Source organism: Rhizobacter koreensis (assembly GCF_013366375.1).
GTDB classification, from domain to species: domain Bacteria; phylum Pseudomonadota; class Gammaproteobacteria; order Burkholderiales; family Burkholderiaceae_C; genus Schlegelella_A; species Schlegelella_A koreensis.
In genome coordinates, this window is the sequence record NZ_JABWMJ010000008.1 from 74,887 (window position 1) to 88,257 (window position 13,371).

Annotated in this window: 13 protein-coding genes; 3 read left to right on the forward strand and 10 right to left on the reverse strand. The window is 71.5% G+C overall.

The features are described 5' to 3' along the window. Positions 1–26: 26 nt before the first annotated feature. Genes HQN59_RS16895 through HQN59_RS16915 form a run of 5 tightly spaced genes read right to left on the reverse strand, consistent with a single transcriptional unit; the run spans position 27 to position 4,639 of the window. Positions 27–1,265: a CaiB/BaiF CoA transferase family protein gene (locus HQN59_RS16895; protein ID WP_176070296.1), complete on the reverse strand. Its 1,239-nt coding sequence runs from the start codon at positions 1,263–1,265 to the stop codon at positions 27–29. Continuing rightward, positions 1,258–2,181: an acyl-CoA thioesterase gene (locus HQN59_RS16900; protein WP_176070297.1), complete on the reverse strand. Its 924-nt coding sequence runs from the start codon at positions 2,179–2,181 to the stop codon at positions 1,258–1,260. Before HQN59_RS16900 ends, HQN59_RS16895 begins: the two co-directional genes overlap by 8 nt. Then, positions 2,178–2,606, reverse strand: a complete 429-nt coding sequence (locus HQN59_RS16905; protein ID WP_176070298.1) for an acyl-CoA thioesterase — start codon at positions 2,604–2,606, stop codon at positions 2,178–2,180. Before HQN59_RS16905 ends, HQN59_RS16900 begins: the two co-directional genes overlap by 4 nt. A gap of 29 nt (positions 2,607–2,635) precedes the next feature. Then, on the reverse strand, positions 2,636–3,616 hold the full coding sequence (locus tag HQN59_RS16910) for a Bug family tripartite tricarboxylate transporter substrate binding protein (protein ID WP_176070299.1): 981 nt from the start codon (positions 3,614–3,616) through the stop codon (positions 2,636–2,638). 51 nt (positions 3,617–3,667) lie between these two features. Further along, positions 3,668–4,639 (reverse strand): Bug family tripartite tricarboxylate transporter substrate binding protein, encoded by a 972-nt coding sequence (locus tag HQN59_RS16915; protein WP_176070300.1) that lies wholly within the window; start codon positions 4,637–4,639, stop codon positions 3,668–3,670. A 102-nt stretch (positions 4,640–4,741) separates the two neighbouring features. Between HQN59_RS16915 and HQN59_RS16920 the strand changes: the two genes are divergently transcribed. Then, on the forward strand, positions 4,742–5,524 hold the full coding sequence (locus tag HQN59_RS16920) for an enoyl-CoA hydratase/isomerase family protein (protein ID WP_176070301.1): 783 nt from the start codon (positions 4,742–4,744) through the stop codon (positions 5,522–5,524). A 41-nt stretch (positions 5,525–5,565) separates the two neighbouring features. On the opposite strand, the gene HQN59_RS16925 is transcribed toward HQN59_RS16920, so the two are convergent. Genes HQN59_RS16925 through HQN59_RS16935 form a run of 3 tightly spaced genes read right to left on the reverse strand, consistent with a single transcriptional unit; the run spans position 5,566 to position 9,036 of the window. Further along, positions 5,566–6,774, reverse strand: a complete 1,209-nt coding sequence (locus HQN59_RS16925) for a CaiB/BaiF CoA transferase family protein (RefSeq protein WP_176070302.1) — start codon at positions 6,772–6,774, stop codon at positions 5,566–5,568. A 13-nt stretch (positions 6,775–6,787) separates the two neighbouring features. Further along, a complete protein-coding gene (locus HQN59_RS16930; protein WP_176070303.1) occupies positions 6,788–7,879 on the reverse strand; it encodes an acyl-CoA dehydrogenase family protein in 1,092 nt (363 codons plus the stop codon). Continuing rightward, positions 7,876–9,036, reverse strand: a complete 1,161-nt coding sequence (locus tag HQN59_RS16935; RefSeq protein ID WP_176070304.1) for an acyl-CoA dehydrogenase family protein — start codon at positions 9,034–9,036, stop codon at positions 7,876–7,878. Before HQN59_RS16935 ends, HQN59_RS16930 begins: the two co-directional genes overlap by 4 nt. A gap of 102 nt (positions 9,037–9,138) precedes the next feature. Between HQN59_RS16935 and HQN59_RS16940 the strand changes: the two genes are divergently transcribed. Continuing rightward, positions 9,139–9,597: a MaoC family dehydratase gene (locus HQN59_RS16940; RefSeq protein WP_176070305.1), complete on the forward strand. Its 459-nt coding sequence runs from the start codon at positions 9,139–9,141 to the stop codon at positions 9,595–9,597. 87 nt (positions 9,598–9,684) lie between these two features. Here the strand turns inward: HQN59_RS16940 and HQN59_RS16945 are convergent, their stop codons facing one another. Continuing rightward, positions 9,685–10,089, reverse strand: a complete 405-nt coding sequence (locus HQN59_RS16945) for a winged helix-turn-helix transcriptional regulator (RefSeq protein ID WP_176070306.1) — start codon at positions 10,087–10,089, stop codon at positions 9,685–9,687. Positions 10,090–10,220: 131 nt separating this feature from the next. Here HQN59_RS16945 and HQN59_RS16950 point away from each other — a divergent pair, with 131 nt between their 5' ends. Next, positions 10,221–11,081 (forward strand): SDR family oxidoreductase, encoded by an 861-nt coding sequence (locus HQN59_RS16950; protein WP_176070307.1) that lies wholly within the window; start codon positions 10,221–10,223, stop codon positions 11,079–11,081. A gap of 160 nt (positions 11,082–11,241) precedes the next feature. Here the strand turns inward: HQN59_RS16950 and HQN59_RS16955 are convergent, their stop codons facing one another. Further along, positions 11,242–13,371 (reverse strand): acetate--CoA ligase family protein, encoded by a 2,130-nt coding sequence (locus tag HQN59_RS16955; RefSeq protein WP_176070308.1) that lies wholly within the window; start codon positions 13,369–13,371, stop codon positions 11,242–11,244.

Below are 13,371 nucleotides of genomic sequence, written 5' to 3' on the forward strand. Positions count from 1 at the left end.
CCGTCGGTCGAGCCCTTGAGCCGGCGCTACGCGGGCGGGGGTGCCACGGTGCCCTCGCGGTAGAGCGTCTCGCGTTCGGCCGTGCTCAGGCCCAGTTCGGCGAGAATGCCGTCGGCATGCTCGCTCAGCCGCGGCGGCAGGCTCGCCACGCGGCCCGGCGTCGCGCTCAGCTTGACCGGCACGCCGATGTGGCGGTGCCCGTCGGCCTGCACCACCATCTCGCGGTGCAGGGCGTGCGGGTGCGTCAGCGCCTGCTCGACGTTGTTCACCACGCCGGCGGGAACGCCGCGGCGCATCAGCGTGTCGCACAGCTCGGCGGCAGGGTGGCGGGCCAGCGTGCGTTCGAGCTCAGCGCGCAGCACGTCGCGGTGCTCGCGGCGTCTGACGGGGTCGGCGAAGCGGGGGTCGGACGCGAGGTCGGGACGCTGCACGCATTCGCACAGCCGGGCGAACTGGCCGTTGTTGACGACACCCAGGAAGATCGGCCCGTCCGCCGCCGCGTAGCAGTCGTAGGGCACGATGTTCGGATGCGAGCTGCCCATGCGCTGCGGGATGCGCCCGGAGTAGAACCAGTTCGAGGCATGCGGCGCCAGCAGCAGCGCAAGGCCGGTGTCGAACAGCGTGGCTTCCACCCGCTGGCCGGCGCCCGTATGCGCGCGTGCGGCCAGAGCCAGCAGCACGCCGACCATCGCGTTGTAGCCGGTGAGGTAGTCCACCACCGGCACGCCCAGCCGAACCGGGCCCGACTCGGGCGTGCCGTTGATGCTCATCAGCCCGGAGATGGCCTGCGCGACGGCGTCGTAGCCCGGCAGGCCGCCCAGCGGCCCGTCGGCGCCGAAGCCGCTGACGTTGCAGTAGATCAGCCGCGGGTGGCGGGCGGCGAGCGTGGTCTCGTAGCCCAGGCCCCACTTCTCCATCGTGCCGGGCAGGAAGTTCTCGATCAGCACGTCGGCGTCGTCGAGCAGCCGCCCGAGCACGGCGCGACCGTCGGCGCGCGACAGGTCGAGCGCGATCGACCGCTTGCCGCGGTTGAGCGCCGCAAAGTAGGCGCACTCACCCCGCTCGTCCAGCGGCGGGCCTATGCGGCGTGCCTCGTCGCCTTCGGGCGGCTCGACCTTGATCACCGCGGCGCCGTGGTCGGCCAGCATCTGCGCGCACAGCGGGCCGGCGAGCACGCGCGAGAGATCCAGCACGCGCAGGCCGGCCAGTGCGCGCGGCGGCGGCGTCCCGGCTGCCGTGGGGGTGGGTGCGGTGGGTTCAGGCATGGACGATGAGGCGCTCGGCTGCGGCGCGGACGGCCGCCGGCATCGGCACCGACTTGCGTTGTTTTAGGTCGAAGAAGAGGGCGGCGACGACGATCGTCGTGTACAGGCTGCCGTCGTTCGCATCGACCACGTGGTGGACGATGTGGTACAGCTTCTCGCCGGCTGCGAGCACGCCGCTGCGCACGTCGATCGCCGTGCCGGCGCGCAGCCCGCGGTGGTAGGTGATGTCGTAGTCCAGCGCCGCCGATCCGGTGCCGGCGGCCAGCAGCGCCTTGCGGTCAAGCTGCATCGCGCGGAACAGGTGCGTGATGGCGTCGTTGAAGCGGGCGATGTGCGCGCGCGGCGGCGCCACGCCGTCGGGGTCGCAATCCCAGGGTTCGACGGAGCCGCGGTAGGTGAGCAGCAGCCGCTCCAGCAGCGGCGGGCCGGGCGGGAGCACGGCGGCCATCGGGGGCGGTGCGGGCATCTCCGGCAGCTCGCCGGCCAGCGCGCGCGCGGTGGCCAGCACGTCGGCGGGCCAGGGCCGCGCGCCGTCGTCGGCGCCCACCAGGCAAAGCCGCGTCTCGAAGGCCGCCGACTCGACGCCGCTGCCCAGGTTGGTCATGCGGCTGGCGATGTCGAGGGTGCCGTCATCGTGCACGGCGCGGATGCCCGAGCGGATGGCATGGATGTCGCCGCCGCGCAGTTCGCGCTTGAACAGCGTGCGGTCGGTGAGCGGTCGCAAGGCCAGCTGCTCGCGGGCCAGACGCCGCGGCCCAAGCCCCAGGCGCGCCGCGAGGTGGGCCTGCGCGTCGCCGGCGCGCGCCAGGTAGAACTGCACGTTCATGTGGCCCCACTGGTCGCAGTCGGCCATGTTCACTGCGCCGCGGCCGGTGACGAAGACACGTTCGGTTCCCGATGGGCCCACCGCCGTCATGCGTCGCTCCCGGCAGGCAGCAGCCGTTCGCGCGCCTGCGCCAGCACCTCGGCATCGATGGCGGTGGAACGGCGCGCGTCGAGGTCCATCATCACCGTGTAGACCTTGCTCTTCATCGCCAGCTGGCCCGTCTCGACATTGAACAGGCGATGGAAGAAGGTGATCTTGCGCTCGCTCACCTCGAGCACGCCGCTTTCCATGCGCACCAGGTCGCCGGCCAGCAGTTCCTTCAGGTACAGCACCTCCTGCTTCACCGCCGCAGGCGCGCGGCGCCGCTCGCGGATGTAGGCGGGCGTGAGGCCGATGGACGCCATCACGTGCCATGCCGCGTCGGAGACCTTGGCGACGTAGAACTGCACGTTCATGTGGCCGAGCTGGTCGCACTCCGGCGGCGACACGCGACCGAGGTGGGTTTCGATGAACAAGGGCAGGCTCCGGGGCGCAGGAGGAGGGTTCAGTCCTCGGCCTTGTAGTTGGCTTCCTTGACCACGCGCTTCCACTTGGCGATCTCGGCGTCGATGGTGCGGCCCAGCTCGGCCGGCGTGCTGCCCACCGGGTCGTAGTTGAGGGCCGCCAGGCGCTCGCGCACGTCGGGCAGCGCGACGATGCGCGCGATCTCCGTCGACAGCCTGCCCACGATCTCCGGCGGCGTGCCCGCCGGCGCCAGCACCGCGGCCCAGGAATCCAGCGCGATGCCCTTGATGCCGGCTTCTTCGAGCGTGGGCACGTCGGGCAGCAGCGGCGAGCGCTTGTTCATCAGCACGGCCAGCGGGCGCACCTTGCCCGACTTGACATGGGCCATGCCGACGAAGGGGTCGACCACCGCGTCCACCTCGCCACCCACCACCGCCGCCATCTGCGGACCGGTGCCCTTGTAGGGCACCATCGTGATGTCGGCGCCGGTGGCCTGCTTCAGCTGCTCGCCGATCAGGCGCAGCAGACTCGTGCCGGCGCCGTAGCTGAAGCGCCCCGGACGCGTGCGCGCTTGGGCGACAAACTCCTGCATCGTGCGCGCCGGCACGTTGGCATTGACGAGGAACACGCCGCCCAGGTTGGCCACCAGCGAGATCGGCGCGAAGTCCTTGACCGGATCGAAGGGCAGCTTGTACAGCGCCGGGGTCAGCGTCTGCGCGCTGGCCACGGTGAGCAGCAGCGTGTAGCCGTCGGGCGCGGCCTTGGCCACGATGTCGGTGCCGATGATGCCGTTGGCACCGGGCTTGGGGTCGACGTTGACGGTCTGCTTCAGCGATTCCGAGAGCTTGGCGCTGAGCAGCCGTGCCACCACGTCGCTGGTGCCGCCGGCGCCGAACGGGACGACGACGCGGATGGGCCGCGAGGGATAGGGCTCGGCGGCGCCGGCCAGCAGCGGCAGCAGCGGCAGCAGCAGGGCCGCGGCGAGCAGCAGGCGACGCGGCAGGCGAGGGGTGCGCTTCATCGGGGGTTCTCTCCAGGGACGGGTTGCAGGGGCGTGGCCATCATGCGGCCATCACTCGGCCTTGATGCCGGCGGCCTTCACGGTGGCCGCGACGGCCTTGATCTCGGCGCGGAGGAGTTCAGCCAGCGCCTCGGCGTCGCCGGGCCGGGGCTCCCACGAGATGGCGCGCATCTTGTCCTGCACCGCCGGATCCCTGAGGATCGCCATGAGCTCGCGGCCGAGCTTGGCGCTGACATCGCGGGGCACGCCGGCCGGTGCGAAGAAGCCGACCCAGGCCGAGTAGGCCATGCCCTTGACGCCGGCCTCGCCGACGGTTTCGAGCTCCGGCGCCAGCGAACTGCGTTGCGTGCCGGTGCCGGCCAGGATGCGCAGCCTGCCGGCCTTGGCGTTCGGCGCGCTGCTCGACAAGGGTTCGCAGACCACGTCGAGCTGGCCGCCGATCAGGTCGGTGAGCGCCTGTGCCGAAGCCTTGTACGGCACCTTTGCGATGTCGATGCCGGCAGCACTCTTGAGCAGTTCCATGCACAGCAGGCCCGAACTGGTACCGAAGCCGTAGTTGAGCTTGCCGGGCGACGCCTTGGCCGTGGCGACCAGCTCGCGCAACGACTTGCTCGGCGAGGATCCGGGAACGACGATGACGAAGGGCGCGTCGGCCGCCAGCGCCAGCGGCACCAGGTCCTTCAGCGGATCGATGGGGAAGCTGGCATACAGGAAGGCGTTGGCCGCCACCGTGGTGCTCGAGCCGAAGAGCAGTGTGTAGCCGTCGGCGGGCGCCTTGGCCAGCGTGCTGACGCCGAGCACGCCGCCGGCGCCGGCGCGGTTGTCGATGACCACGGTCTGCCCCAGACGCTCGCCGAGCAGCGGGGCCAACAGCCGCGCCAGCGCGTCGGTGCTGCCGCCCGCGCCCTGCGGCACGATCAGCTGCACCGGTTTCGACGGCCAGGTCTGTGCCGCTGCCGGCATGGAGACGATGGAGCCGGCCGTTGCCAGCAGGCCCAGGAGAATTCTGTACAACACGTTCATGATCCCTCCTACACGTTGGAAGTCATCACCGTTCGTTCATCGCGATCACCCGGCGCGCCTACACTGCGCTGACCAGCAGACCCATCCACCGAAGGAAAACGCATGACTGAAGCCGCCGTCCTCGTCGCCCGCCGCGACGCCATCTGCGAGATCACGCTGAACCGGCCCGAGCAACGCAACGCCATGGCGCCCGAACTGCTGCAGGCGTTCCAACAGGTGATCGACCAGGTGAAAGCGGATCGCGACATCCGCTGTGTCGTCATCACCGGCAGCGGTACCAATTTCTGCTCGGGCGCGGACTTCCGCAGCACCATTCTCGATCGTGGCAACGAGTTGCCGCACGAGGCGTCCTACGCGATCTACCGGCCGTTCCTCACCATCCTTGACGTGCAGGTGCCGGTGATCGCGGCGATGAACGGGCACGCCATCGGCGGCGGCTTCGGCCTGGGCCTGGTGTGCGACCTGCGCGTGGCCAACCGTGAGGCGCGCTACGGCGCCAATTTCGCGCGCCTGGGGCTGCACTCGGGCATGGCCATCAGCTACCTGCTGCCGCGCGTGTGCGGCGTGCCGCGCGCCGCCGAACTGCTGTTCACCGGGCGCGTGTTCTCGGGTGCCGAGGCCGCCGAGATGGGCATCGCCAACCATGCGGTCGAGCCGGCGCAGGTGCTGGCGCGCGCGCGCGAGCTGGCTGCCGAGATCGCCGCCAACGCGCCGGTGGCGGTGCGCATGATGAAGCGATCGCTGTACCGCGGGCTCGACTGGGATCCGAAGTCGGCTGGCGAGATCGAGGCGCTGCTGCAGTCGCGCACGCTCGATATGGCCGATGCCAAGGAAGGCGTGGCGGCATTGCTGGAGAAGCGCACGCCGCAATTTCGCGGCGCGTAGCCAGGTGCGCCGCGGCGGCTCGAAGGGGTTCGGGCGCGCCATCAGCCGCCCCCGTGGCTTGGCGCAAGCGTGACGCCCGAGGCCACCAGTTCGGCGATCTCCGCGCCCGAGTAGCCCGCTTCAGCCAGCAGCTCGCTGCTGTGCTCGCCCAGCCGGGGCGGCGCGCGGCGGACTTCCGGCGGCGTGTGCGACCAGCGCGAGGGCGGTCGAAGGGTCACCAGCGTGCCTTCGGTGGGATGCTCCAGGCGCTGGAAGAAGCCCACGGCGTTGAGGTGCGGATCGTCGAGCAGCGACTCCAGCGTGTGTAGCGGGCCGGCCGGCACGTCGGCCTCGCCCAGCAGCGCGAGCCACTGCCCGGTGGTGCGCGTGCGGAAGGTGGCATCGAGCCAGGCGTAGACCTCGCGCGAGTGCTCGGTGCGCGCCTGTAGCGACGCGAAGCGCGGGTCCTGCATCAGTTCGGGCTGGCCCAGGCGCTCAAGCACCGCGCGCCACTGGCCGTCGCTGATGAGAAAGGCGCACAACCAGCCGTCGAGGGTGCGGAACGGCCGCCGGTCGGGGCTCAGGTGGCGCGGATAGCCCGGCGGGCCCAGCGGCGGGTCGAAGGAGTGGCCCATCAGGTGGTCGCCGAGCACGCCCTGCACCAGCGATTCGAACATCGGCACCTCCAGCGACTGCCCCTGGCCCGTGCGCAGCTTGTGCACCAGGGCGCCGAGGATGGCATTGACGAGCACGGTGCCGGTATAGCGGTCGGCCATCGCCATCGGGACGTAGCGCGGCTCGCCGCCGCTGGCGCGCGCGTACAGGCCGGCGATGCCCGACATGCCCTGCATCAGGTCGTCGAGCGCCGGCCGCGCGGCGTAGGGGCCGTCCTGCCCAAAGCCGACCGCGCCGACGTAGACGATGCCCGGGTTCACGGCGGCCAGCGCCTCGTACGACAACCTCAGCCGGGCCATCGCCGCCGGGCGCACGTTGTAGACGAACACGTCGGCGGTGGTGGCCAGCCGCAGCAGCGCGTCGCGGCCGGCCGGCTGCTTGAGGTCGAGCACGACGCTGCGCTTGTTGCGGTTGTTCTGCTGGAAGATGCCGCCCATGCCCGGCGAGCGGGTGGGCCCGATTCCGCGCACGATGTCGCCCTCGTGCGACTCGACCTTGATGATGTCGGCGCCCATGTCGCCGAGGATCTGCGTGGCGAAGGGCCCCAACAGGTACGCGGTGAGATCGAGCACGCGGATGCCGTTCAGCGCGCTCATCGTTGGGGACCCATCAGCGCGAGGTGCAGGCCACCACGGCCTGCCACGCCGAACGCTCGCCATCCTGCCGGATGGCCTGCACCAGGGCGCGGGCCCAGAAGGTCTCGCTGCCGTGCTCGTCGCGCCACTCGCGCAGCCTGCGGGTGTAGAGGTGCAGCGTGTGCTCGGCGGTGACGCCGATAGCGCCATGCAGCTGGTGCGCGATGCGCGTGCCCAGTCCCGCGGCCTCGCCCACGCGCACCTTCGCCGCGGCCGCCGCGGCGACGAACCTGCGCGGGTCTTCGGTGGCCGCGGCCGCCTGCACCGCCACGCGCGCTGCGGCGGCCTCCTCGGCCAGCTGCGCCAGCTGGTGCTGCACGCCCTGGAACTGGCCGATCGACCGCCCGAACTGCACGCGCTCGCCGGTGTAGGCGACGGTCATCTCGAGCAGGCGCCCCAGCGCCCCGGCGATCTGCGCGGCGCTGAGCAAAGCGGCGCGCGCCCGCACCTCGGCCAGGCTCAGGCCCGGCAACGCGATGCACCAGGCCTGGGTCGGGCTCGCGCCCGCCGCCGCGTGCAGCGGGATGCCGGCGCTGCCGACGCGCGCCGCAGGCCAGGCGCTGCCTGCGACCGCACGCACGTGGACGCACGCTCGCGGCAGCCACAGCAGCTGGGCCGTGCCGGCGTCGTCGGCGCCGAGCAGGGCGACATGGCTGGCCTGTTCTGCCCAGGCGACGACCGGGCCGTCGGCTTCGGTCAGGTCGGCACGGCCGGCCGCGCGCAGCGCCTCCAGCGGCGCCGTGGTGAAGGCCACGGCGGCCGGCCCGGCAGCGGGTGCCAGCCCGACGCGCGAGCGCAACCAGCCGGCCAGCAGCGTCTGCGCGATCGGCAGCGGTGCGCAGCGCGCCGCCGCGCGTTCGAGCAGGGCGCAGGCGTCGAGCCAGTCGCCGCCGGCACCGCCTTCGGCTTCCGGGGCGAGCAGCTGGCCCGGACCGAGTTCCTCGACCGCCTGCCACAGCGCCTGCGGCCATTGGCCGGCGTCGGCCGCAGCCACGAGGCGGCTGTCGCAGCGCTGCGACAGCAGACGATCGGCCGCTTCGGCCAGGGGCAGGGAGAGTTCGCTCATCGTGCCTGCAGTTGCTTGGCGATCATGTTGCGCAAGACCTCGTTGGTGCCGCCGCGCAGGTTGTAGGTGGGCGCCAGCGGCCACGCGCTGGCGAGCAAGCCGGCCAGCACGGCATCGCCCGCGACGCGCCCGTCGGCGTCCATCGCCTCTCGCACGATCTCGAGCGTGTCGCGCTCGAAGTTCGTGCCCAGGTCCTTCACCATCGCTGCTTCGATGGCCGGCGAGCGCCCGGCCTCGAGCGCGCCCCAGATCGCCAGGCTCATGTTGCGCAGCGTGATCAGCCGCGCGAGCAGCCGGCCGGCCGCTGCATCGGACCCAGCGGCGGGCGCCTCCAGCACGAGGCGCAGACAGCGCTCGACGATCGGCATCGTGCTCAGGAATCGCTCGGGCCCGCTGCGCTCGTAGGCGAGTTCGCTCGTCACCTGCTTCCAGCCGTCGCCGGCCTGGCCGACCAGGCACTCGGCCGGCAACTCGACGCCGTCGAACGTCACCTCGTTGAAGTGGTGGCTGCCATCGAGCATGAGGATCGGGCGGATCGTCACGCCCGGGGCCTTCAGATCGACGATGAACTGGCTCAGCCCGGCGTGGCGGGCCGTGGGGTCGGCGGGGGCGGTGCGGCACAGCACGATCGCGTAATGCGCGATGTGGGCGCCGCTGGTCCAGACCTTGCGGCCGTCGAGCCGCCAGCGCGCGCCTGAAGGCTCGGCCCGCGTGCGAACGGAGGCGAGGTCGGAGCCGACGTCGGGCTCGCTCATGCCGATGGCGAAGTAGGTGTCGCCGGCGGCGATGCGCGGCAGGAACGCCTGGCGCTGCGCCTCGCTGCCGAAGCGCATCAGCAGCGGTGCGCTCTGGCGCGCGGCGATCCAGTGCGCGGCCACGGGGGCGCCGGCGGCGAGCAGTTCCTCGTTGATCGTCAGCGTGTCGAAGGCGCTGCCGCCGCACCCGCCGTAGGCCACCGGCCAGTGGTAGCCGATCCAGCCCCGCGCGCCGAGCCGGCGGCTGAACGCACCGCCCAGGCCCTCGGTCCACGAGTTGCACTGCGGCTCGAAGCCGCCGCTGGCCAACTCGTCGGCGATGAACCGACGCACCTGCGCGCGCAGCGTGGCCGTGCGTTCGCCAACGGCGGGCAGCGGGAGTGCGGGCTCGAAGAACAGCATGAGGACAGGTCCGGTTGGTCAGCACCTTCAGGCTACAGTATTCTACCAATCGTTAGTTTGCTGTCTCGGGCCGAACCCGAGCCCGAACACCCAGGAGATGCCATGTCCAACCGCTCGCTCGACGACCTCAACCCCGGCGACGTGTTCCGCAGCTACGGCCGGACCGTCACCGAGACCGACATCGTGCTCTTCACGAGCCTGGCCGGGCTGAAGCTGCCGATCTTCATCAACGAGGAGTTCGCGAAGAAGCACACCGACTTCGGGGGCCGCATCTGCCCCGGCCTGCTGACGGCGGCGCTGGCCGCCGGGATGATGGAAGAGATCCTGGGTCCGGCGACGATCGCCGCGCTCGAGCTCACCGACTTCAAGTTCACCGTGCCGGTGCGGCCGGGCGACACCCTGCGCGCCGAGATCAACGTCGAGGGCAAGAAGAACCTCTCCGACGGCAAGCGCGGCATCATGCAGGGGCGGGTGAGGGTGTTCAACCAGCGCGAGCAGCAGGTCTTCGAGTTCAGCGAGAAGCTGATGATGCGTCGCGGGCGTGTGGACGACCTGGTCTGATCTGAGCGGGGCCGGCGTGCTGCGGCCCCCGCGTCCTCTGGAGCGCCAATTCCACCTGCAGGCGTCCTTCTTGCGCGAGGCACGGTGTCAGGGCGTGCGCGCCGCCCGTGCAGTCGCCTGCTTTCTTCGCGCCGTCGGAGGTGCCTGGGCTTGTTCGTTGGCGCCGCGCGCCCTCGCCAACCATCTGCTCGAGACAGCCTCAAGCGCGTCGAAGACGCCCCCGAGTTCCTGGCCCTGTTCCGTAAGGCCGTACGACACCGCGGGCGGTATCGACGGCACATGGTCGCGGAACACGATGCCGCGCTCCTCGAGCAGGCGAAGCCGCTGCGTCAGCACTTTGGCCGACAGCCCGGGAACGGCGCGCAGCAGCGCGCCGAAGCGCATCGGTCCGTCGCGCCGCAGGTGCCACAGGATGTAGCTGGTCCATGAGCCCATCAGCAGTCGCAGCAGGGCGTCGACGGGGCAGACGGGCGGCGGTGCTTGGCGTGGCATCGGTGGTTACTTCAAGGTACCTACTTGCCGATAGTAACCGACGATCCGAGAATGGCCGCCACCGGAAGGCGACAAGTGCCGGCCGGTGGTGCGGCAGCGTGTGCCGCGAAGCCATCGAAAGGGCATGAAAGATGATTCTGGTCGTAGGAGGAACGGGAACGATCGGCAGCGAGGTGGTGCGGCTGCTGCAGGAGGCGAAGCTGCCGTTCAAGGCGCTGGTGCGCGATGCCGCCAAGGCGCGCGAGCTGAATGCGCGCGGCGTGCAGACGGCCGCCGGCGACCTGCGCGAGCCGCGGACGCTGCTCGCCGCGCTGGGCGGCGTCGACAAGGTCTTCGTGGTCACGCCGCTGGTGCCCGACCAGGTGCAGATGCGCGCCGCGCTCATCGCTGCGGCAAAGACTGCGGGCGTCAAGCACTTCGTCATGTCCACCGGCATCGGCGCGGCCCCGGATTCGCCGGTGCAGATCGGCCGCTGGCACGGCGAGAACCAGCGGCAGGTGCAGGAGTCCGGCATGGCCTGGACCTTCGTGCAGCCCGGCTTCTTCATGCAGAACCTGCTGATGTATGCCCAGGCCATCCGCGAGAAGGGCGAGTTCTACATGCCGCTCGGCGAGGGCAAGGTCAGCTGGATCGACGCGCGCGACATCGCCGCCGTGGCCGTGCAGGCGCTGACCAAACCCGGGCACGAGAACCAGGCCTACCCGGTGACGGGGCCGCAGGCCTTGAGCGGCGCGGAGGTGGCTGCCGCCCTCAGCGCGGCGGCGGGGCGCCCGGTGCGTTACGTGGCGATCACACTGGAACAGGCGAAGCAGGCGATGACCGGCGTGGGCATGCCCGAGTCCCTGGCCGATGCGATGAACGAGCTGTATGCCCTCGCGCCGCCGGGCTACCTGGCGGGCGTGCTCGACACGGTTCCCAAGGTCACGGGCCGACCGGCGCGCACGTTCGCGGAGTTCGCCAAGGCCCACGCGGCAGCGTTCGGCGCCGCCTGACTTTGTGTGCGTGCGGCCGGTTCGTCGGGCCCGGCCGCACGCGCCGCTGTCGGGCGCAAAAGCGGGCCGCGTCCAGGCAGCGGCCTCGAGGTGCCGCGCAGCGGGCTCACCCACCAGGCAAAAGGTTGAAGCGCCAGCCGCATCCGGTCGACCGGGGTGCTCAGGCCGCGCCCGTCGTGGGCACGATCAGGGCATCGAGCGCCTGCACGCCGCGGCCGCGCGGCAGCACCAGCAGCGGGTTGATGTCGATGCTCTCGATGCCGTCGGTGTGGCGCGCCGCGTAGACCGACAGCGCCGCCAGCGCCGCGGCCAGCGCGTCTTCGTCGGCCGGCGGTTGCCCGCGCACGCCGCGCAGCAGCACACGGCCCTTGACCTCGCCGATCATCGCGCGCGCCTCGGCCACGCCGAACGGCGCGACGCGGAAGGCCACGTCCTGGAAGGCCTCGACGAAGACCCCACCCAACCCGAACATCACCACGGCCCCGAACACCGGATCGCGCACGACGCCGAGGATGGTCTCGACGCCGCGCTCGGCCATGCGCGCCACGACCACGCCGTCAACGCGCGCCTGCGGGGCGTGCGTGGCGGCGCGCTGCGTCAAGGTGCGGAACGCCTTGCGCAGCTGCGCCTCGTCGGCCAGGCCCACGATCACGCCGCCGATCTCGCTCTTGTGCGCGATGTCGGCCGAGGCGATCTTCAGCACCACGGGGTAACCCAGTGCCGCGGCCTCGCGTGCGGCGGCGTCCTCATCCGCCGCGATGCGTTCTGGCACGGCAGCGATGCCGGCACTGGCAAGGATGGTCTTGGCCTGCGTCTCGTTGATGGCCCGCACCGGCGGCGGCAGTGCACCCGCGGGCAGGGCGGGCGGCGGGTCGGCCTGCGCCGCGCGCCGCGACTGTTCGGCGAAGTACACCAGCGCCGCGGCGGCGCGCACGGCACGCGTGGGCTCGTCGAAGAGCAGCACGCCGGCGGCCTCGTACATCCTGCGCACCTCGGGGGAGGCCAGCGACGAGAAGACCACGGCCCGATCGGGGAAACGCCGCAGCACGGCCTGCAGCTGCTCCAGCAGCGAGCGGCTCAGCTCCATCACCTGGCCGACGCTGGACAGGAACGCCACCACCACGTCGTAGCCGCCTTCCTCCAGCATGATCTGGAAGTTGCTGCCGAACAGCGTGAGATCGTTGACGAGCTGTGCCGTCATGTCCACCGGGTTGCGCGGACCGCAGAACGGCACCAGTTCCTTCAGCCGGCGCTGCGCGTCCTCGGGCATCGGCGCGACGTCGAGCGCGCAGTCGCTGGCCACGTCGGCCATCAGTGCGCCGACGCCGCCCGACACGGTGAGCAGGCCCAGACGCCGCCCGAGCGGCGCCGGCGCGTTCACCGAGCAGGCATAGGCCACGTCGAACAACTCGTCGATGCTGCGCGCGCGCCAGACGCCGTACTGGCGGAACAGGCCTTCGTAGACCTGGTCCGAGCCGGCCAGCGACGCAGTGTGCGATGCCGCCGCCTGCGCGCCCGCCTCCGAGCGCCCGACCTTCATGACGACGACGCGCTTGCCGCGCTCGCGCGCCAGCGCCAGCGCGGCGACCAGGCGGTCCTTGTCGGTGGCGGCCTCGAGGTAGGCCACGATGACCTGCGTGCCGTCGTCGCCCGCGAAATGGGTGATGCAGTCGGCGACATCCACGTCGCACTGGTTGCCGGTGGTGATCCACAAATTCAGCCCCAGACCGCGCTGACGGATCAGCGACAGGCAGTAGCCCCCGAAGGCGCCGCTCTGGCTGACCAGGCTGATGCGGCCCGGTACCAGGCCGAAGCCGGCGGCGCTGGGCGTGAAGGTGCCGAGCAGGCGCCGCCGCACGCTGATCAGCCCCATGCAGTTGGGACCGACCACGCGCATGCCGGTGCGCCGCGCCAGCGCCGAGATGCCGGCCTGCCATGCAACGCCCTGGCCGCCGGTTTCGGCGAAACCCGAGCTGAGCACGACCGCGCCGCACACGCCCTTGGCCGCGCAGTCCTCAAGCGCGGCCAGCACGCCAGGTGCCGGCACGGCCACGATGGCCAGATCCACCGGCCCGGGCACCGCGCTGACGGTGGCGAATGCGGGCAGGCCCTGGATCTGCGCCGCCTTCGGGTTGATCGGGTACAAGGCCCCGTCGAAGCCGCTGGACTTGAGGAAATCCAGCGGACGGCCGCCGATCTTGGTGGGGTCGGACGACGCGCCGTAGACGGCGATCGCTCGCGGTTCGAACAGCGGCGCGAGCGAGCCGCGGGAAGCGATGGGCGAGGCCAT

What these genes read in the sequence shown, in the direction of transcription:
- HQN59_RS16900 (WP_176070297.1), bottom strand. Translation starts at nt 2,181, where the DNA reads ATGACGGCGGTGGGCCCATCGGGAACCGAACGTGTCTTCGTCACCGGC.
- HQN59_RS16935 (WP_176070304.1), bottom strand. Translation starts at nt 9,036, where the DNA reads ATGCTGTTCTTCGAGCCCGCACTCCCGCTGCCCGCCGTTGGCGAACGC.
- HQN59_RS16955 (WP_176070308.1), bottom strand. Translation starts at nt 13,371, where the DNA reads ATGGCCTCGCCCATCGCTTCCCGCGGCTCGCTCGCGCCGCTGTTCGAA.
- HQN59_RS16940 (WP_176070305.1), top strand. Translation starts at nt 9,139, where the DNA reads ATGTCCAACCGCTCGCTCGACGACCTCAACCCCGGCGACGTGTTCCGC.
- HQN59_RS16910 (WP_176070299.1), bottom strand. Translation starts at nt 3,616, where the DNA reads ATGAAGCGCACCCCTCGCCTGCCGCGTCGCCTGCTGCTCGCCGCGGCC.
- HQN59_RS16945 (WP_176070306.1), bottom strand. Translation starts at nt 10,089, where the DNA reads ATGCCACGCCAAGCACCGCCGCCCGTCTGCCCCGTCGACGCCCTGCTG.
- HQN59_RS16950 (WP_176070307.1), top strand. Translation starts at nt 10,221, where the DNA reads ATGATTCTGGTCGTAGGAGGAACGGGAACGATCGGCAGCGAGGTGGTG.
- HQN59_RS16895 (WP_176070296.1), bottom strand. Translation starts at nt 1,265, where the DNA reads ATGCCTGAACCCACCGCACCCACCCCCACGGCAGCCGGGACGCCGCCG.
- HQN59_RS16925 (WP_176070302.1), bottom strand. Translation starts at nt 6,774, where the DNA reads ATGAGCGCGCTGAACGGCATCCGCGTGCTCGATCTCACCGCGTACCTG.
- HQN59_RS16920 (WP_176070301.1), top strand. Translation starts at nt 4,742, where the DNA reads ATGACTGAAGCCGCCGTCCTCGTCGCCCGCCGCGACGCCATCTGCGAG.
- HQN59_RS16915 (WP_176070300.1), bottom strand. Translation starts at nt 4,639, where the DNA reads ATGAACGTGTTGTACAGAATTCTCCTGGGCCTGCTGGCAACGGCCGGC.
- HQN59_RS16930 (WP_176070303.1), bottom strand. Translation starts at nt 7,879, where the DNA reads ATGAGCGAACTCTCCCTGCCCCTGGCCGAAGCGGCCGATCGTCTGCTG.